This is a genomic window from Pseudomonas sp. B21-047 (assembly GCF_024748775.1).
Taxonomy (GTDB): Bacteria; Pseudomonadota; Gammaproteobacteria; order Pseudomonadales; family Pseudomonadaceae; genus Aquipseudomonas; species Aquipseudomonas capeferrum.
On sequence record NZ_CP087169.1, the window covers coordinates 5,876,797 to 5,894,493 of the forward strand.

Genomic DNA, 17,697 nt, shown 5'->3' on the forward strand with positions numbered 1-17,697 from the left:
GAAATAGCCCGCGCTCTGGGCCCTAAGGAAGTGGTCGGACTCGTCTGATTCGCTCACGGGTTGTCGGACCGGCCCAGCGAAAGTCAGGGATCGGTACCCTGCTGCTCAGAGCACTTGAGCGAATAGCGGAAGCTGAGGGAGCCCAGAGATTCATGACCCTGAACGGCAAGGGGCATCAGAGAACGCCAGATCTGGGTAGGGAGGGGTGAAGCGGGGAGGAGGGTGAAGCGCCCGATGAAGGGAAGCGAGCGCTTCCCTCTACCGGCAACAGTTTCAATTGTTCGACAACAGTTCTAATGCAACGAAACCACCATGGATTTAGAGAATTAAAACTGTCGCAAAGAGGCCCAGTTTCCGTGGCCTTCAGCCCGATTCGGAGTAAACGCAAAACTGTCGCGAGCCCCCAAAACCGTTGACTCGGACAAATGCGCCAGAGAATAAAAACTGTCTAGCCCAGTAATGACGGGCCTTACAGCCACCTCTGAGATTTCAGGAGTGGATGTCCTGCCCGCTATTCGGGTTGAACCCAGCAGCCCGGGCTCTCACTGTCGAAGAAATCGACGTCAACTGGCCCCAGGTCATCCTGAATGATTTGGTAAGCCATGTTGCAATAAGGCTGATATCCCCGAAAGACTGAGACGGCTACGCGCTCAATGCCCGTCCCCTTCATTCGCTTGAGCAAATGCCTGTCGTGCTCCCCCAAGCCCCAACCGAACAGTGTCAGTGTCTTCCGGGGCGCCGTAAGCACCTCTCGATAGACAGTCGACAGGTAGTAGCTATTTTGAATCGAAGCTACCTTCTGACGCATGGTTCCTTCACTGACAAACAGCGGTACCACACGCTCGTTTTTCCACTCCTGAAGAATGGCTTCCAGCAAGCCGCCGCCCAATGCGCGGATCTTGAACTCTTCCTCTATGTTGTTGCGGCATAAAGCTAAGCTGCCATGGGGGTAGAACACCAACGTATTCACTCGCTCCTTGTACAGCTTCCGGAATCGACGCCAGTCGTCATCGAATACCCCGCCATCGACGAAGCAGTCTTTGAACATATGGCCGTCCGGGATGTTGAGACCATAGGCCACCGTCCAGTAAACCAGCAGGTCATAGTTTAGCGACAAGACCGTGTCGAACTCCTTCAGATACCGGTACATGTTCGGCAGATGATCGGTGATCTGGTGATATTCAGGGTGAACATCCCGCACTGCCTGGATCAGGCAATCCCGGACGCGCACGTAGGCTTCGTGGGTACGCTGATCTGGGATCTCCAACGATTTGTTGACGTTGGATGCTTGCCAGACGACCCGCAGAATTAGCTCAAAATCTTCTGTCTCAAAAAACTCGAACAGACGCGCCACGTCGTTCTGGAGCAGCTCATTTTCCCTGACATGTTCTAGCAGTGAGCGGTACGCAAAACTCTGCGACACAGCGATACTCGCGCCGTTGCCCAACAAGATGGTACCGCGCTGATAATGCTGAGCTATTTCTGCCCATGGCTTTACGGGGTATGGCATAGAGGCCACCTTCGAGTTGTGATCGCAGGATCATATCTCTGATGGTTCCATCGAGTCTTCTAGGCCGCCGACGTGTCTTCGCAACACGCTAGCTCAGATTCAAGCCCTGGTGACGAAACGCTCAGCGGCCGCTCAAATGGACCCTTCAAAATGGACCTCATGTTCTAACGCGGCATCGGGATTTGGGATAAGAAGCTTGTAGGAGCCTCAGGCCGACAACCCTCGCCACCGAAATCAAACCGCCAATATCCCACGTCATGCCACGCACCGAGTTTGAACCCGACCTGCGAAAACGTACCGATGTGCTGAAAGCCGAGTCGCTCATGGAGACCCACGCTTCCTTCGTTCGGTAAAGAAATACCCGCGTATGCAGAACGATATCCTAGCTGCTTCAGAACCGGCAGGAGAACGTCATAAAGCTGCCGGCCAATCCCACTCCGACGCTGCCCCTCTGCAACGTAGACGGTCACATCTACCGCCCACCGATATGCCGCTCGCGCTCGATGCTGGCTAGCATAGGCATAACCGACCACCCGACCTTGCTGCACAGCCACAAAATATGGATAGGTATGAAGCGTCGTCTCGATACGCTGGCGCATTTCTTCCGCGCTCGGCGCTACCTCTTCAAACGAGATGGCAGTGTGGAGCACAATCGGAGCGTAGATAGCCTGTATGGCTGCAGCGTCTTCTGGACCAGCAATACGAATCTCGATTCCGCTATGCATCCGGCTGCTCCAAGCTGTTCAGGTATTCCACTACTTCGTTTACGGTGCTGCGCGCGGTACGGGTGACGCCGATCAGCGTCGCCGAGGCCAGGGCGGTCCAGTCGCCATATCCGACCAGCCAGAGGCGCGGCTCGCGAATAGAGCGCGACCCGTCAACCTCGACCTTACCGCTGTCATCCAGCACGTCCAAGTCCCGCAAGTGATCCAGAGCCGGCCGGAAACCGGTACACCAGATCACCGCATCGACCTGGGTTTTCTCACCATTGGGCCAGACGACCCCGTCAGGCGTGAATGAGACAAAAGGCCTTACAGACCGTAGGGCTCCTCGCTCGCGGGCCCGGACCACCGGGGGCACCATGACTATATCGCCAAGCCCGCCGACCGGTACGTTGATAACACGGCCCTCCTGTTGAGCCTTGAGGCGCTCGGTAGCCCGCTCGAACAGCACCCGGCCATCGACATCATCAGGCAGAAACGCCGGCTCCTCCGTGGTTACCCACGTTGCGTCGGCGACCTCGGACAGCTCCGCATAGATTTGCGCCCCCGAGTTGCCACCACCAACGACCAGCACGCGCTTTCCTTGGAAAGCCTCTGGTGACTGATAATGGGCGGAGTGAATTTGCTGCCCCCCGTACAGCTCTATCCCCGGATAAACCGGAACATAGGGTTTGCTCCAAGTCCCCGTTGCGCTGATGACGGCACGGGCTTCCCAGTCGCGGTCCTTCGAGCGAACACGAAGGCCACGCCCGGTTCGCTCCACCGCCGTAACGCTGACGGGGCGAACGATAGGAAACCCGTAGCGCGCCTCGTACTGCTCCAGATAGCTGACCACGTGATCCCTATCGGGATTACCTTCGGTGACTAGCGGCATCGGCCAGCCCGCGATCGAGCTCCATGCTGAGGGTGAGAATAGCGTCAGCGAGTCCCAGCCATGGCGCCACGCCCCGCCCGCAGCCTCTTCGGCGTCGAGCAGCAGAAACGACAACTTGGCCCGCTTGAGAAAATAGGCCACCGTAAGCGCGGACTGCCCGCCGCCAATCACGATGACATCGAGTAGTTCGCCGTCGGTGGCCATGGTCTCTCCTGTCTGGCTGGAGCGCTCAGTCTTCGCCGAATTGGTTGATGTAGTTGATGTGCGCAGGCTTCTGAATCGCCCGTGGGCGAAGCTCCTGCACCCAAGCGATCGCCTCGCGACGCGGCATTCCGGATTCGATCAGCAGACGGGCAGCGAACAGCCCGGTGCGACCGGAGCCGCCCTTGCAGTGGATGGCCAGGGCCTTGTTGGAAGCGAGCAAATCGTCTAACTGGTGGCGAATCTCCCCCAACCGAGCCTCGAAGGTTTGATCAGGAGCCTGATCATCCTCGATCGGCAACTGGTACCACTCCAACCCATACTGCCTGGCCGCGACGCCAAGCTCACCAACGCCGTTTTCCTGAAGCTCTGTATCCGACATCAGGGTAACCAGCGCCACGGCGCCAGCCTGCTTCAGCGTCTTCAGGCTTTCAGCAAGATCGCTGGCCTGGGTGCCCGGGCAGGGTGTGAAAATTAGCGCTCCTGGGGCATGGGGCAGCGATTTCATCGAGTAGGGATGTGACATGCTCATGACCTCAAATGGACCGCAGATTGACTCGCTTGGACAGCTCTTCCGCCGACTCCTTGCGCTCGGAGTAGCGATCCACCAGGTAATCCTGGCGGTCGCGCAATAGCAGCGTGAACTTGGTCAGTTCTTCCATCACATCAACCAGCCGGTCATAGAAGGAAGAAGGTTTCATGCGCCCGGCATCATCGAACTCCAGGAAGGCTTTTGGAACCGACGACTGGTTAGGGATAGTGAACATGCGCATCCAACGGCCCAGCACGCGCAATTGGTTCACCACGTTGAACGACTGCGAGCCACCACAAACCTGCATCACCGCTAATGTCTTGCCCTGGGTCGGACGTACGGCGCCCATGGCCAAAGGTACCCAGTCGATCTGCGCCTTAAAGACTGCGCTCATAGAACCGTGACGCTCGGGCGAGCACCACACCTGGCCCTCGGACCATTGCATCAGCTCGCGGAGTTCCAGCACCTTCTCGTGGGAGTCCGGAGCGTCATCCGGGAGCGGCAGGCCGGAAGGGTCGAAGATACGGGTTTCGGCGCCGAACTCTTCCAGCAGGCGCGCAGCTTCCTGGACCATCAAGCGGCTGAATGAGCGTTCGCGGGTCGATCCGTACAGCAGCAGGATGCGTGGTTTATGCGTGGAGGGATCCTTCGGCTCCAGACGCTCCAGCGACGGCAGATCGATCAGTTCTGGCTGGATATTTGGCAGGTGGTCGTTCATTTCAGTCTCCATTGATCCAGGGCCTACAGCGCGCCGATGCGAGCAAGTTCGGCTTTCAGTTCGTCCTGGCTCAGTTGCGAGAAGGGCAGCGCAATGAAAGCGCGCACGCGCTCATCGATCTTCGCAAGTGTGGTCTGGAAGGCTTGTTCGATTTCCGCCTCACTGCCGGTAACCGCCGAAGGGTCGGCCAGGCCCCAGTGGGCTTTGAGCGATGGACCGAAGAAGATCGGGCAGGCTTCGCCGGCAGCTCGATCGCACACGGTGACGACTATGTCGGGAGGAGAGCTCTCGAAGACATCCGAGGCCTTGCTTGAAAGACCAGCGGTGGGGATACCGGCGGCTTCCAAGGTCTTCAGCGCCCGCTCATTGACCTTGCCGCTTGGGAAGCTACCCGAGCTCACAGCTTCCATACCCTCGGGGGCCAGATGATTGAACAGCGCCTCGGACAGGATGCTGCGGCAGCTGTTGTGGGTGCACATGAACAAGACTTTCATCAGATATCTCCGGTTCAAAAGCTCAGGCGTATGGCCAATGCGGCCAAGGTGGCAAGCAGGATCGGCAGCGTCAGGACGATACCGGTGCGGAAGTAGTAACCCCAGGTGATAACGATGTTTTTGCGGGCCAGCACGTGCAGCCACAGCAAGGTGGCCAGGCTGCCGATTGGGGTGATTTTCGGACCGAGGTCACAGCCGATGACGTTGGCGTAGATCATGGCCTCACGCACGATGCCAGTGGCCTCGGCGGAATGGATCGACAAAGCTCCTACCAGTACAGTGGGCATGTTGTTCATGACCGACGACAGGCCAGCGGCGAGCAGCCCCGTCCCGAGGGATGCGCCCCAGACCCCGTAGCCGGTGAAGACATTGAGGATCTGCGTCAGGTAGTCGGTGAGGCCGGCATTACGCAGGCCATAGACCACCAGGTACATGCCAAGCGAGAACACCACGACCTGCCAAGGCGCGTCCTTGAGCACCTTGCGGGTTGAGATCACGTGCCCATGCGCAGCGATCAGGTAGAGGATCAGCGCACAGGCAGCAGCGATGGCGCTGATCGGAACGCCCAGCGGCTCGATGGCGAAGAAGCCGACCAGCAACAGCGCAAGCACCCACCAGCCGGCAACGAACGTCGCCTTGTCGCGGATAGCGGCTTCGGGAGCCTTCAGTTGGTCGAGTTCATAGGTTCGCGGCAGGTCCTTGCGGAAGAACCACAGCAGCATTCCCAGCGTGGCGGCGATACTGACCAGGTTCACCGGCACCATGATCGAGGCGTACTCGCTGAAACCGATGCCAAAGTAGTCGGCGGAAACGATGTTCACCAGGTTGGACACCACCAGCGGCAGGCTCGCGGTATCGGCGATAAAACCTGCTGCCATGACAAATGCCAACGTCGCCGCCGGGGAAAAACGCAGGGCAAGCAGCATGGCGATAACGATCGGCGTCAGGATCAGCGCTGCGCCATCATTGGCGAATAACGCCGACACTGCTGCTCCCAGGAGAATGATGAAAGCGAACAGCTTGCGGGTACTGCCGTTGCCCCAGCGGGCCACATGCAACGCTGCCCATTCGAAGAAACCCGCCTCATCCAGCAAAAGGCTGATGATGATGACAGCGATAAACGTTGCGGTGGCGTTCCATACTATCTGCCACACCACTGGGATATCAGACAGATTCACTACGCCCGCCAGTAGCGCCACGACCGCCCCTAGACCAGCGCTCCAGCCCACCCCCAGACCCTTTGGCTGCCAGATCACCAGAACGATCGTTGCGAGAAAAATCAAAAATGCGATGAACATGGCTCAACTCAGTCAGCGAAGTGAAAATCAAGCACAAGCAGCAGGGCTTTGTGGACGCTCGCCCATTTCAGCAAGGCGCACAGCATCGGCGCTTAGCCACTGGGCGTTTGCATCGACAACACTCTTGAGCATCATCTGCACCCATTCTGGCAAGGACGGATTGAGGCGGTAATACACCCATTGTCCCTGCCGCCGGTCCATGAGGATTCCGGCTTCTCGCAATTGAGCAAGATGCCGAGAAATCTTCGGCTGGCTGAGGTCGAGTGCGCAGGTCAACTCACATACGCATAGCTCGCCTTCACTGGCGATCAGCAAGGTCATCCGGGCTCGTGTTTCGTCAGCGAGACATTTAAAAACGATGGGGGGGGTTAGGGTTTCCCGCATTTGACCTCCTGGGGAACGCAGCACGGGCGGCTCATATCTGGAGGCTCGAATATATGACCATTCAGATATACGGTAAAGCAGATATTAATTCACTGACCAGATGACCGAGTCACAGTAGGAGGCAAAATCCAGGGTTCGCGCCCTTATCCGGATATTGATTCCCTTCCCATCGAGTCCACGATGAACCACCCTGAGATGTCTCTCCGATTGCTTGGTGCCGATCAGATCCAGGGGTTGGATGAGTATCTTTCCGCAGCCGGCTTGCCTACCCCGGACCTTCTGCAGCACGACCGCATGTTCTATTCCTTTCACCGTGGAGAAACGGAACTGGGATATGGGGCATCGAAGGATGGCCAGGCTCGTCTAATTCGTTCGCTGGTTGTGGATCCTGGGAAAGAGGATCCGGGGTCGGTACCTTGCTGCTTAGAGCACTTGAACGCATAGCCGAAGCCGACGGGGCTTAAAGCCTCTGCGGACCACAATTGCGCCCGATTTATTCGAGGCTCGGGGATATGAGCGCAGAGAGCGATCCCTAGCCCCTAGGGTGATTTCCAACTCCGCAGAGTTTGAAAAGCTCTGTCCCGTGTCGGCTTTACCTTAGGCACCCGCAAACTGTCTATGAGGGAATAGCGCTGTCAACCCAGCACAGCCTTACAAAGATGTAATGCCTGGATCACATGGATGACAGCTACCGGGCCTTAGGCTGCAGTCATGTTTTCATGGAGTAATTGAAATGATCAAAGCCAAATGCATCGCCGGCCTACTTCTCTTAATCGCCTCCTCATCCGCTTTTTCCGAAGGAGGTTCTGATCGTTTGCACGGAAAAATGATTCAGGCGAATGAGCAGGCTATGCGTGCATACGCAGCGGCCAATGGAAAAAAGCCACCTGAGGTGATCCATTATCGCTATGGAATGAAGCTGGACGTGGCGAGAGTCATCAGCAGGACTTCGACCAACGGCAGCTGCGACGTGATGCCGGCACAGATGAATTACGAGGACTCAACAGGAGAGCTGAAAATCCTTGAATATCGCACTGCCGGAATTAACTGCAGGGGTCAAAACTGACCGAAGCACAGGTTAATTCTTGAAGTCAGCTGATCACCAGTAGCGCCAGCTGATCGGCCGCCAGGGGGCTTGTGATCGACCGACCGAGGTCTTCCCTAAGTACTTTGCAAAAGAACGACGGTCGGTCGAAATTAATTAGGCAGCCATTGCTTCGCAGGATTGTGCGCAGGCCAAACAGGCTTGTGCGCAATGCTGACAGTGGTCTGCCGTGTGCTTACTGCACTCCTCCCCGCAGGCGCGGCAAATCCTGGCGCACAACGCACAAAATTCCTTGGCGAGCATGCTTTCTCGTGCCATCAAGGTAGCCGCCAGCCTGCACATATCTGCGCAATCCCTGTCCAACTTGATGCAGTCAGCCATCATTTTTACGTCCTGCTCTTGCAGGCAGGCTGACGCGCAGCCTTCACAGGCCAGCGCACAGCGCAGGCATTCCGAGATGCATTCATCAAAGCTACTGTTCATGATCATATCTCCGGTATCGGGTCGATGTGATGCCAGTGCACCGTCTCATGACGGTATGTAGCGTTCGACCTGAGGGGTTCCTGAAGATTGATTACATTTCTGTAAGCTTGTCCGAATCATCTCAGTATGAAGGCGTGCCCGATCATTCAAGGCTTTTCAATCACTGCTTCTGGATGCTCACGATTTTCGCGGAGCTTCCCTCCATGCGGAACCCAAATTTCACCTTGTCGCCTACGTTCAAGCCCTTCAGCTGTGCAGGCTCAGATTGGAAGCCCATGGTCATCGCCGGCCATTTGAGCTCTGCTACCGGGCCGTGCGCTAAGGTGATTTTCCCGCTTTGAAGATCCAGCGCCTTTATTGTCCCCTCAGCATGCGCAGTGGGAGCCGCCTGGCTCCCTTGGCCCCCCTCGGCGGAGGCTGGCATTTTCTTCATGTCCATACCATCCATGTCCTGGGCATGCACACTGGTGGCAAAAGCGGTGACCAGGCCTGCGATGACAATTAGCTTTTTCATTGGATTTCTCCTGAGAGGTTGGGGGTAGTTACAGCAAGTTCGCGGCGACGGATCAGCCAGTACGCCGCAGGGATTACAAAAAGGGAAAGCAAGGGGGCGGTGAGCATGCCGCCCACCATGGGAACCGCGATGCGGCTCATGACCTCGCTGCCGGTACCGCTGCTCCAGAGGATGGGCAGCAAGCCTGCAACGATGACCGCCACAGTCATTGCCTTGGGCCTGATGCGTTGCACCGCGCCCTCACGGATCGCGTCGAGCAGCGCTGTTCGTGTGGTTTCGCCTTTGGCTTGACGCTCAGCCCAAGCGTTATTCAGGTAGATGAGCATGATCACTCCGAACTCCGCCGCTACGCCGGCCAGGGCAATGAAACCAACGCCTGTGGCCACCGACAGGTTGTAGCCCAGCAGGTACAGCAGCCAAACGCCTCCGGTCAGCGCGAACGGTAGTGTGCCCATGATGAGCAACGCCTCACCGAGGCGCCCAAAGGTCAGGTAGAGCAGCACGAAGATGATGGCCAGCGTCGCCGGCACCACCCAGGCCAGACGGGCATTCGCCCGCTCCAGGTATTCGAACTGGCCGGAGTAGCTCAAGCTCATGCCTGGATCGAGCTTCACCTCGCTGTTGATCGCCTGACGAAGGTCTGCCACAACAGACGATAGATCCCGGCCGCGCACATCGATGTACACCCAACCCGAGGGGCGAGCATTCTCGCTCTTAAGCATGGGCGGGCCATCAGCGATACGTATGCGGGCCACGCTGCCGAGCGTCAGCTGACCGCCCTGCGAGGTGTAGATCGGCAGCTGACGCAACGCCTCCACGGAATCACGCCATTCGCGTGGATAGCGCACGCTGATGGGATAGCGGGCCAAGCCTTCAACCGTTTCTCCAATGGTTTCGCCACCAATGGCGCCAGCCACGAGGGCCTGTACGTCGGTGATGTTCAGACCGTAACGGGCAGCGGCATGGCGATCGATATCCAGATCAATGTAGCGGCCACCAGTCAAACGCTCCGCCAGCGCCGAAGTCACTCCAGGAACCTTTTTCGCTGCCCGCTCCACAGCGAGGGTAGCCCGGTCTATCTGGTCTAGGTCGCTGCCGGCCACCTTGACGCCTATTGGGCTCTTGATACCGGTGGCCAGCATATCGATGCGGTTGCGGATGGGCGGGATCCAGATGTTGGTCAGCCCAGGCACACGCACAGTGCGATCAAGCTCCTCGATGAGCTTCTCCGTGGTCATTCCTGGACGCCACTCACTCTTGGGCTTGAGCCGAACGATGGTCTCGAACATCTCCAGCGGTGCCGGGTCGGTAGCGGACTCGGCGCGGCCGGCTTTACCAAAGACACTGGCCACCTCGGGAACAGTTCGAATCAGACGATCCGTTCGCTGCAACAGCTCTGAAGCTTTCTGCGCCGAGAGTCCAGGCAAGGCTGAAGGCATGTAAAGCAGATCACCTTCATCGAGCGGAGGAAGGAACTCGCCCCCAAGATGATTCAAGGGCCACAGACTGCTGAGCAGGATGAGCAATGCTCCAGCGAGGGTAACCAGAGGCCGGCGCAGGACGACCTCTAATGCCGGACGGTACAGCCGGATGAGGCCCCGGTTGAGCGGGTTGCGCTGTTCCGCAGGCAGTGGCCCTCTGATCCAGTACCCCATCAGCACCGGAATCAGGGTCACCGATAGCGCAGCCGCCGCTGCCATTGCGTAGGTCTTGGTAAAGGCCAGGGGTGCGAAGAGACGCCCTTCCTGGGCTTGCAGCGTGAACACCGGGATGAACGATAGCGTGATGATCATCAGGCTGAAGAATAGTGCCGGTCCTACCTCGACGGCCGCCTCTGTCATTACCCTCCAATGCGCTTCGCCTCGCAAGGGTTGACCAGGATGCCGGGCATGCCAAGCCTCAACACGTTTGTGGGCGTTCTCGATCATGACCACGGCAGCGTCCACCATTGCACCGATGGCAATAGCGATTCCGCCAAGGGACATGATGTTGGCATTGATACCCTGATGACGCATGACAATCAGCGCAATCAAGATTCCCACGGGAAGCGACACGATAGCCACCAACGACGAGCGCAGGTGCCAGAGAAACGCTGCGCATACCAACGCCACTACTACGAATTCCTCGATCAGCTTGTGACTGAGGTTCTCCACGGCACGGTCGATCAACTGGCTGCGGTCGTAGACGGTGACAAGCTCCACCCCGGCTGGCAGGCCTTTCTTCAGGGTTTCTAGCTTGGCCTTGACGTGCCCGATGGCCTCACGAGCATTCTTCCCGCTGCGCAGGATCACCACCCCTCCTACGGCTTCGCCGAGGCCGTCCAGTTCGCCTATGCCTCTGCGGGCTTCCGGACCTATCTGCACCGTAGCGACGTCGCCTAATGTCACCGGCACGCCCTTGGTAGCCAGTCGCAGCGGTATCGCTCTGAAATCATCCAGCGATCGCAGGTAGCCGGCCGCACGTACCATGAACTCCGCTTCGCCCTGCTCCAGTACACCGCCACCGGTCTCCTGGTTGGCCTTGCCTATAGCCTCAACCACCTCAGCCTGGGTGATACCGAGGCTGGCCATGCGCAGCGGATCGAGGACGACTTGGTACTGCTTGACCATACCGCCGATGGTGGCTACCTCAGCGACATCCGGCAGGGTCTTGAGCTCATAGCGCAGGAACCAGTCCTGCAGGCTGCGCAGTTGCGACAGGTCATGGCCGCCGTTGCGATCGACCAACGCATACTGATAAATCCAGCCCACTCCGGTGGCATCCGGGCCCAGTACCGGCTTGGCTGCCTCAGGTAATCGCGATTGCGCCTGGCTCAGGTACTCAAGCACCCGTGAGCGCGCCCAATACAGATCGGTGCCGTCCTCGAACAGCACGTAGACGAAGCTGTCACCGAAGGCGGAGAAACCGCGTACCGTTTTGGCCCCCGGAACCGAGAGCATGGTTGTGGTCAGCGGATAGGTCACCTGATTCTCAACGATTTGGGGAGCCTGGCCTGGGTAGGACGTGCGGATGATCACCTGCACGTCCGACAGGTCGGGCAAGGCGTCGATTGGCAGGCTACGCACCGAGACGAAGCCCCATGCCACCAGAAACAGCGTGGCGAGGAGCACCAGCACACGGTTGCCTACCGACCAGCGGATCAGTTTGGCAATCATGGTTGGCCCTCCACCACGTTGATCTGCTCAACTACCATGCCCTCGTCGCGTTCGCGTATGCCAAAGCGAATCTGCGCACCGACCTTGAGGCCATCAAGGAGAGACTGATCAACCACAGGAAAGGTCATGGTCATCCCTGGCATGCCCAGGGTGATGAAAGGACCGTGGGCAACGGTGAGCTGGGTGCCGTCTATCTGCACGACACGGCCATCCGCTTCATGCAGGGCTGGCCCCGCATTAGGCTGACTATCCTGCGCCGTCGCCGCCTCGATGCCTTTCAAATTAGCGTCGGAGTCCAACAGGAATTGCCCGGACGCGACGATGCGCTGTCCTGGCTGAAGGCCCTGCAACACCGCAACTTTCCCTCTGCTCTCCTGGCCCAACACGACTTCCACCGGCCGGAAGCGACCACCGTCTTCAGCCAGCATCAACAGGTCTCGCTTGCCGGTGCGGATGACCGCCTCGGCAGGCACCAAGAGGCTTTGCTCGGAAGACTCGCCGGGATGGAGAGCCACTTGAGCGGTCATCCCAGGACGAAGCCGTCCATCCGGGTTGGGCAACTCGATACGCAGGCGCAACGTGCGGCTCTGCAAATCGGCATCGGCGAGCAACGCGGTCAACTTGCCCGGTATGGGATCGCCTGGGAACGCTGGCAATTGCGCCCGCACAGGCTGGCCTTCGCGAAGACCTTGAGCCTGGGCTTCCGGCACAGCCGCTTCCAGCCAGACGTTGGCCACTCCATTGATCCTCGCCAAGGTAGCCCCCGGCGTCAACGTCATTCCGGGTCGCAAATCGAGAACCTGGATGACTCCGGCCGTGGGTGCGGAGAGTGTGACCGAGAGCTGCACCTTCCCAGTGCTCGCGACCCGGTTGATCAGGTCGGCCGGCATGCCGGCGAGCACAAGCCGCTGTCGTGCCGCCGCCGTCAGCTGCGTGTCGCCGGAATGCCGCAGCGCCAGGTATTCCTCCTGCAAACCAGCCCACTCCGGGGTTAGCACATCGGCTAGAGGAGCCCCTTTGGCAACGATGTCGCCCGTCGCTCGACCATAGACGCGCTCGACGTAGCCGCCAGTCCGGGCCTGCAATACGCTGAAGTCGCGTTCGTCGAACGTTAGAACGCCGCTCACACTCAGGGTCCGTTCTAGCCGGCCAGCCGTCACCGTCGCCAATCGAATCCCAAGGTTTTGCTGGAGCCCAGCCGAGACCTGAACCGCAGGCTGCTCCTCGCCAGCCGTGTCATCCGAATACTTGGGCACGAGCGGCATGTCCATGAACGGCGATTTTCCGGGCGCCGGGAAGTGCTGCTGGGGATACATCGGGTCATACCAGTACAGCGCTTTTTTTTCCTCACCTACTGGCTGGGATGAGGAATACGCACCTCTTCCACCTAGCCAGAAGCCCGCGCCTATCCCAATAGCAAGGGCAGCAGCCACGAGCAAACCAATCGACCTATTCCTCATGCCCGCACCTCTCCATAAACGAAATGCAGACGCGCTGCTGTTGCCGCCAACTGTCCTTGCAGGTCCACATCCTGTAGCAGCGCTTCCACACGCTGCCGGCGTGCCGACAGCACTTCACTCAACGGCGAATTACCGGCGCGGTAGTCCGCCAGAGCGAGGCGTACCCGGTCCTCGGCCAGGGGCAAAAGTGTTTCGCGACTGCGCCGTACAGCCCGTTGCAAGCGTTGGTACTCGGCAAGGTCTGTTTCAAGCTGAGCTTGATGCTCGCGCAGGGCAGCGTCCTGCTCATTTTCCAATTGGCGAACTTGTGCGCGTCGTGCCGCAATCATTGGGTCTTGCCGGGAGCTGGTGAACAACGGCAACTGGAAGCTGACTTGCAGGCTGACCATGTTGCTGAAGTCCGGACCACGGCGCTGATAATCCACCCCCCAGGACCAATCCGATTTCTTTTCCGCCTGAGCCTGGTGTACCTGGGCTTGAGCCTCGCGTGTCATGGCGTTGTAGGTATTGAGCTCCGGATGGGCATGGACGGAGTGCAAGTATTCAGCTGCATCTACAGGCCAGACAGGGAACGTCGGCGCGCCCACTTCGGCGTCCTGCCCAATCCAGCGCTTCAGCGCGGCTCGCGCCTGAGCTGACTGACTCAACAGAACGTCTTTCTGCTCGTCCAACTGTGCCAATTCCTGTTTGGGAGCCAACGTATCGGCCGTTGAGCCTGCGCCTCCGGCCAGGCTGGCCCGCACCGTGGAAGCCAGCAGCTGGTTTTCTTTGTAGAAGGCGTCGAACTGTTCAAGCTTTCGCTGCACGGTGTATGCAGCCACCCAAGCCTGTGCGGTTGCCGCCCGAACTTTCAGCCGTTCGAACAGCGCCTCGGCATCGGCTCGCTCGACCGTGGCCTGCGCTGTCTCTATGCGAGCTTTGCGTTTGTCCCGGTTCGGTACTTCTTGGGACAGGCCAACCACCTGCATGGTCATGAAGTCTCTGTTCATGCTCCAGCGGTCGGTGCCTTCAATCGGCAGGTTCTGTACCCCGAGATTCAGGCGCGGATCGGGTAGTTCGCCCGCTGGAATGACTGCGCTGCGCGCAGCTGATGCCTGCTCCTGGCGGGCCTGTAGAGAGGGAGCGTTGCGTTCAGCCAGTTGCAGCGCCTCATCCAGCGACAGCGTTGCAGCCTGTGCCGAGACAGCCGGCAGCAGTATGAACAGGACGGCCGTGGTTATCCGTCCCTGAAAACGTTGGGGAGTCATGAAAATGATTCCTCGAAAGATCAGCGCCCAGGCGCGTGCCATCGCCCCGCTGCTAGGCGGAACGACGGTGTGAAATTAAGAGGGAATCAGACGCGGGGAGGCCGCCATGGATCGGGGGGAGAGCCTGTCGCTATGCCTACCGCGTAGGTATCGGCAGGTCGTGGCTTGGCAAAGGTCAGCCCAGGCGTCAGGAAGCTGAGCTGCACTGTGCTAGCAGTCCTGCACTCCTGGCCGACCTTGCAGGATTTGGCGTGATCGCCGGCCTTGCCCAGGTCTTGGTCCTGGCAGCAGTCATGATCCATACCCGCCATCATTTCCATGCCCATGGTCTGCATTGGGCAAGGTTCAGTCGCCGAATCGATGCCCGCCATCCCGTTAAGCGGAAGCGCCACGATAAGCATCAGGATGGTGAGCAGTCGAATGAACCGATTCATGATGGGCGAGTATAGATTACCGGGATGAGTTCAGCATTAAGGGGTTGGGGCTGCACTAACCCACCGCTTAGAGGCTGGGAGACTGATGAAGAAGGTTGTGACACCCTCCGCTGAAGTACACCAGATTCGTCCGCTATGAGCCTCGATGATAGAGCGGGTTATCGACAGACCCAGGCCTGCATTGCTTGGGCCGCCTTCGCGCCTGGCTGGATCGGCTCGATAGAATCGGTCGAAGATCTTGCCAATGTGCTGGGAATCGATGATTACCCCGCTGTTACGCACGGAAAGCGTCACGCTTTCAGGCGTCTGCTCGATTCGCACTGATATCTCGTTACCTTCCGGGGTGTAGCGCAACGCGTTGGATAGAAGGTTGGAAAGCGCTCGGTCAATCATCAGGCGATCGCCACGAACCTTACCCTGCCCGTGTAGGGTCAGCTGGATGCCTTGATCCTCAGCCAGGAACTGGTAGTACTCGAACAGCTTGGAAACGAGGTCGGAGAGCTCCACATCAATCTGCTCAGGGACGATCAGACCGTTATCCGCCTTGGCGAGGAACAGCATGTCGTCGATCATGCGCGACATACGCTTGAGGTCTTCCAGGTTCGAATAGAGGTTCTCCTCATAGGCATCCAGGTCACGCTTCTTGGTGAGCACCACTTCAGTATGGGTCAGAAGGTTGCTGACTGGCGTTCTCAACTCGTGAGCGATATCGGCAGAGAAGTTGGACAACCGAACGAATGCATCCTCCAACCGTCCCAGCATCCCGTTGAAAGACAGGATGAGCTCCTGAAGCTCTAGCGGCACGGGCTCCAGGGGAATGCGCTCGCGGAGCGATCTTGCCGACATCCCGGTGGCCACTTTGGTGATTTGCCCAACAGGCCGAAGCCCACTCTTGGCCACGACCCAACCCAAGCCTGCGCTTACAATCGCGCTGATCACCAGGCCAATTCCGAACCACCATTGCAGGGTGACAAAGAAATGGGCGTGAGTGGTGACATCGAGCATCAGCACGGCCGTCACCGGTTCCGGCTCGCCTGCAATGGTCAGCTGGGCGGTAATGCCGCGAAAGTTCTGCGATTCATCCTGCCATTCCCAGACCGCACCCCGGTGCGCCTGCTCGAACCGCTGGGGAATTTGGGAGGCTTTGGGGTCTGAAAACAGGACCGTACCGTCAGCCTTGGTGATTTTCGCCGACAAATCCTGATGTGCGCCGAGCAATGCCCGCAGCTGCTGCTCCTGATCGTGGAGCCCGCCTCGCGCTGCTGAGATGGACAGGATATGACGCGTTGACTCCAGCTTTTCGGAAAGCGCCTGCTCATCCAGCATCCGGAAATGGTGCTGGCTGAGCCCGTAGAAAGCCACCCCGGCAACCACCAGGACAGCAGTCACTGCGAACATGAACATCAGGGTCAGTCGCTTGACGAGCGATGATTGCGGGCGCATCACTCGGGCACATCCATCATGTAGCCCATGCCTCGGGCGGTATGGATGAGCTTTGGCGCGAAGTCGTCATCTATTTTGGCCCGCAGTCGGCGAATCGCTACCTCAATCACGTTGGTGTCACTGTCGAAGTTCATGTCCCAGACCTGAGAAGCGATCAGCGACTTGGGGAGCACCTCGCCGCGTCGGCGCATGAGCAGCTCCAGCAGGGAAAACTCCTTTGCGGTAAGGTCGATCCGCTTGCCGTTTCGCGTAGCTCGACGCTTGAGCAGGTCTACCTCAAGGTCTGCCATCTTCATGGTGGTTTGAGCAGCACCACCGTTGCCTCTGCGCAACAACGTGCGAACCCGAGCCAGCAGCTCCGAGAACGCAAAGGGCTTCACCAGGTAGTCATCAGCGCCCAGTTCCAAACCTTTCACGCGGTCGTCTACGCCGTCTCGGGCCGTCAAGAAAAGAACCGGCACATCCTGACCCGCCGCACGGATCTTGCGCAGGACATCCCAGCCATCGAGCCCCGGCATCATCACGTCGAGTATCAGCAAGTCATACGCTTCGCTCTGTGCCTGTTGCAGGGCGTCAGTGCCTGTCATCACCCGGTCAACGGTGAAGCCAGCTTCTGTCAGACCTTGCTGGAGGTAGACACCGGTTTTTGGCTCATCTTCGGCTACGAGTAATTTCATCTGCTCTCATCCACGCGGGGTGCATCTCCAGTTTGCAGGAAAAAAGACGCCCAACCAGAAGCTGACGGAAAAGTAATGTCGAGATCAGTTTTCTGACAGCACCGCGAAGCTAACTTGACCCTGTACCTGACGCCATGAGGCGCAGAACCCACTGAGGATCTCCAGATGAACATGGTCAAAGCAATTGTGATGGTCGTTACCTTCGGCATGGCAGGCATCGCCCTGGCAGAGGGCGGCGCGGACCGGACCTTTGCGCGGATGGAAGCGGCTCGCCAAAGCTCCATGCAGGCATTCCAAGTTGCGCAGGAGAAGAAAGAGCAGGCGCCAGTTGCCGCCCAGTCCAGCAAGCATGCCGGCCACGAAAGCTGCTGATCCCAGCTTACAGAAATGTAATCACCCCGGAATCTGAACTATGGCAGTTTCAGACTACGGCCTCTCATCAGCCTCGCGCAGTGACGAAAGTCTACGAGACTGGTGAGAGCTCCAATGAACCCAAGGGCTGCCCC

The 17,697-nt window shown here is 58.7% G+C and carries 18 protein-coding genes; 3 read left to right on the plus strand and 15 right to left on the minus strand.

Translation table 11 applies throughout. The features are described 5' to 3' along the window. The first annotated feature begins 47 nt into the window (after positions 1-47). Positions 48-209, plus strand: a complete 162-nt coding sequence (locus LOY26_RS27170; protein WP_408980783.1) for a GNAT family N-acetyltransferase — start codon at positions 48-50, stop codon at positions 207-209. A 302-nt stretch (positions 210-511) separates the two neighbouring features. On the opposite strand, the gene LOY26_RS26600 is transcribed toward LOY26_RS27170, so the two are convergent. From LOY26_RS26600 to LOY26_RS26635, 8 genes are all read right to left on the minus strand, one after another. Next, positions 512-1,510 (minus strand): DUF4917 family protein, encoded by a 999-nt coding sequence (locus LOY26_RS26600; protein ID WP_060519736.1) that lies wholly within the window; start codon positions 1,508-1,510, stop codon positions 512-514. A gap of 164 nt (positions 1,511-1,674) precedes the next feature. Next, positions 1,675-2,235: an arsinothricin resistance N-acetyltransferase ArsN1 family B gene (locus LOY26_RS26605; protein WP_060519738.1), complete on the minus strand. Its 561-nt coding sequence runs from the start codon at positions 2,233-2,235 to the stop codon at positions 1,675-1,677. Continuing rightward, positions 2,228-3,310 (minus strand): ArsO family NAD(P)H-dependent flavin-containing monooxygenase, encoded by a 1,083-nt coding sequence (locus LOY26_RS26610; RefSeq protein WP_101195987.1) that lies wholly within the window; start codon positions 3,308-3,310, stop codon positions 2,228-2,230. Before LOY26_RS26610 ends, LOY26_RS26605 begins: the two co-directional genes overlap by 8 nt. Before the next feature lie 25 nt (positions 3,311-3,335). After that, positions 3,336-3,839, minus strand: a complete 504-nt coding sequence (locus LOY26_RS26615) for a cyclin-dependent kinase inhibitor 3 family protein (RefSeq protein ID WP_082422063.1) — start codon at positions 3,837-3,839, stop codon at positions 3,336-3,338. Between the two features lie 4 nt (positions 3,840-3,843). Continuing rightward, positions 3,844-4,557 carry an arsenical resistance protein ArsH gene (arsH, locus tag LOY26_RS26620; RefSeq protein ID WP_060519744.1) on the minus strand — a complete coding sequence of 238 codons (714 nt, stop codon included), beginning with the start codon at positions 4,555-4,557 and terminating at the stop codon, positions 3,844-3,846. A gap of 23 nt (positions 4,558-4,580) precedes the next feature. Continuing rightward, a complete protein-coding gene (locus LOY26_RS26625) occupies positions 4,581-5,051 on the minus strand; it encodes an arsenate reductase ArsC (protein ID WP_031314387.1) in 471 nt (156 codons plus the stop codon). Between the two features lie 14 nt (positions 5,052-5,065). Next, on the minus strand, positions 5,066-6,349 hold the full coding sequence (locus tag LOY26_RS26630; RefSeq protein ID WP_060519746.1) for an arsenic transporter: 1,284 nt from the start codon (positions 6,347-6,349) through the stop codon (positions 5,066-5,068). Between the two features lie 27 nt (positions 6,350-6,376). Next, positions 6,377-6,733 (minus strand): metalloregulator ArsR/SmtB family transcription factor, encoded by a 357-nt coding sequence (locus LOY26_RS26635; RefSeq protein ID WP_060519748.1) that lies wholly within the window; start codon positions 6,731-6,733, stop codon positions 6,377-6,379. Positions 6,734-7,466: 733 nt separating this feature from the next. On the opposite strand from LOY26_RS26635, the gene LOY26_RS26640 reads away from it, so the two are divergent. After that, on the plus strand, positions 7,467-7,799 hold the full coding sequence (locus LOY26_RS26640) for a DUF2790 domain-containing protein (protein ID WP_039614978.1): 333 nt from the start codon (positions 7,467-7,469) through the stop codon (positions 7,797-7,799). Positions 7,800-7,934: 135 nt separating this feature from the next. On the opposite strand, the gene LOY26_RS26645 is transcribed toward LOY26_RS26640, so the two are convergent. From LOY26_RS26645 to LOY26_RS26680, 7 genes are all read right to left on the minus strand, one after another. Further along, a complete protein-coding gene (locus LOY26_RS26645) occupies positions 7,935-8,261 on the minus strand; it encodes a four-helix bundle copper-binding protein (protein WP_101195988.1) in 327 nt (108 codons plus the stop codon). Between the two features lie 160 nt (positions 8,262-8,421). Continuing rightward, a complete protein-coding gene (locus LOY26_RS26650) occupies positions 8,422-8,775 on the minus strand; it encodes a copper-binding protein (RefSeq protein ID WP_060519755.1) in 354 nt (117 codons plus the stop codon). Beyond that, positions 8,772-11,930, minus strand: a complete 3,159-nt coding sequence (locus LOY26_RS26655) for an efflux RND transporter permease subunit (RefSeq protein ID WP_060519757.1) — start codon at positions 11,928-11,930, stop codon at positions 8,772-8,774. The genes LOY26_RS26650 and LOY26_RS26655 overlap by 4 nt, the downstream gene beginning before the upstream one ends. After that, positions 11,927-13,390, minus strand: coding sequence for an efflux RND transporter periplasmic adaptor subunit (locus LOY26_RS26660; protein ID WP_101195989.1), 1,464 nt, complete (start codon positions 13,388-13,390; stop codon positions 11,927-11,929). The genes LOY26_RS26655 and LOY26_RS26660 overlap by 4 nt, the downstream gene beginning before the upstream one ends. Next, positions 13,387-14,637, minus strand: a complete 1,251-nt coding sequence (locus LOY26_RS26665; protein ID WP_060519761.1) for a TolC family protein — start codon at positions 14,635-14,637, stop codon at positions 13,387-13,389. Before LOY26_RS26665 ends, LOY26_RS26660 begins: the two co-directional genes overlap by 4 nt. A gap of 470 nt (positions 14,638-15,107) precedes the next feature. Beyond that, complete coding sequence (locus LOY26_RS26675) at positions 15,108-16,514, minus strand: heavy metal sensor histidine kinase (protein ID WP_060519764.1); 1,407 nt, start codon at positions 16,512-16,514, stop codon at positions 15,108-15,110. Next, the gene (locus tag LOY26_RS26680) at positions 16,514-17,191 is read right to left on the minus strand and encodes a heavy metal response regulator transcription factor (protein WP_060519766.1); all 678 of its coding nucleotides are present in this window, start codon (positions 17,189-17,191) and stop codon (positions 16,514-16,516) included. Before LOY26_RS26680 ends, LOY26_RS26675 begins: the two co-directional genes overlap by 1 nt. Before the next feature lie 165 nt (positions 17,192-17,356). Between LOY26_RS26680 and LOY26_RS26685 the strand changes: the two genes are divergently transcribed. Beyond that, on the plus strand, positions 17,357-17,563 hold the full coding sequence (locus tag LOY26_RS26685; RefSeq protein ID WP_060519770.1) for a co-regulatory protein PtrA N-terminal domain-containing protein: 207 nt from the start codon (positions 17,357-17,359) through the stop codon (positions 17,561-17,563). Positions 17,564-17,697: the final 134 nt, after the last annotated feature.

Bases quoted from the DNA above. Each gene is read 5' to 3' on its own strand.
- LOY26_RS26685 (WP_060519770.1), top strand. From the start codon at position 17,357: ATGAACATGGTCAAAGCAATTGTGATGGTCGTTACCTTCGGCATGGCA.
- LOY26_RS26680 (WP_060519766.1), bottom strand. From the start codon at position 17,191: ATGAAATTACTCGTAGCCGAAGATGAGCCAAAAACCGGTGTCTACCTC.
- LOY26_RS26650 (WP_060519755.1), bottom strand. From the start codon at position 8,775: ATGAAAAAGCTAATTGTCATCGCAGGCCTGGTCACCGCTTTTGCCACC.
- LOY26_RS26645 (WP_101195988.1), bottom strand. From the start codon at position 8,261: ATGAACAGTAGCTTTGATGAATGCATCTCGGAATGCCTGCGCTGTGCG.
- LOY26_RS26625 (WP_031314387.1), bottom strand. From the start codon at position 5,051: ATGAAAGTCTTGTTCATGTGCACCCACAACAGCTGCCGCAGCATCCTG.
- LOY26_RS26610 (WP_101195987.1), bottom strand. From the start codon at position 3,310: ATGGCCACCGACGGCGAACTACTCGATGTCATCGTGATTGGCGGCGGG.
- LOY26_RS26600 (WP_060519736.1), bottom strand. From the start codon at position 1,510: ATGCCATACCCCGTAAAGCCATGGGCAGAAATAGCTCAGCATTATCAG.
- LOY26_RS26655 (WP_060519757.1), bottom strand. From the start codon at position 11,930: ATGATTGCCAAACTGATCCGCTGGTCGGTAGGCAACCGTGTGCTGGTG.
- LOY26_RS26605 (WP_060519738.1), bottom strand. From the start codon at position 2,235: ATGCATAGCGGAATCGAGATTCGTATTGCTGGTCCAGAAGACGCTGCA.
- LOY26_RS26630 (WP_060519746.1), bottom strand. From the start codon at position 6,349: ATGTTCATCGCATTTTTGATTTTTCTCGCAACGATCGTTCTGGTGATC.
- LOY26_RS26640 (WP_039614978.1), top strand. From the start codon at position 7,467: ATGATCAAAGCCAAATGCATCGCCGGCCTACTTCTCTTAATCGCCTCC.
- LOY26_RS26615 (WP_082422063.1), bottom strand. From the start codon at position 3,839: ATGAGCATGTCACATCCCTACTCGATGAAATCGCTGCCCCATGCCCCA.
- LOY26_RS26635 (WP_060519748.1), bottom strand. From the start codon at position 6,733: ATGCGGGAAACCCTAACCCCCCCCATCGTTTTTAAATGTCTCGCTGAC.
- LOY26_RS26660 (WP_101195989.1), bottom strand. From the start codon at position 13,390: ATGAGGAATAGGTCGATTGGTTTGCTCGTGGCTGCTGCCCTTGCTATT.
- LOY26_RS26675 (WP_060519764.1), bottom strand. From the start codon at position 16,514: ATGCGCCCGCAATCATCGCTCGTCAAGCGACTGACCCTGATGTTCATG.
- arsH (WP_060519744.1), bottom strand. From the start codon at position 4,557: ATGAACGACCACCTGCCAAATATCCAGCCAGAACTGATCGATCTGCCG.
- LOY26_RS26665 (WP_060519761.1), bottom strand. From the start codon at position 14,637: ATGACTCCCCAACGTTTTCAGGGACGGATAACCACGGCCGTCCTGTTC.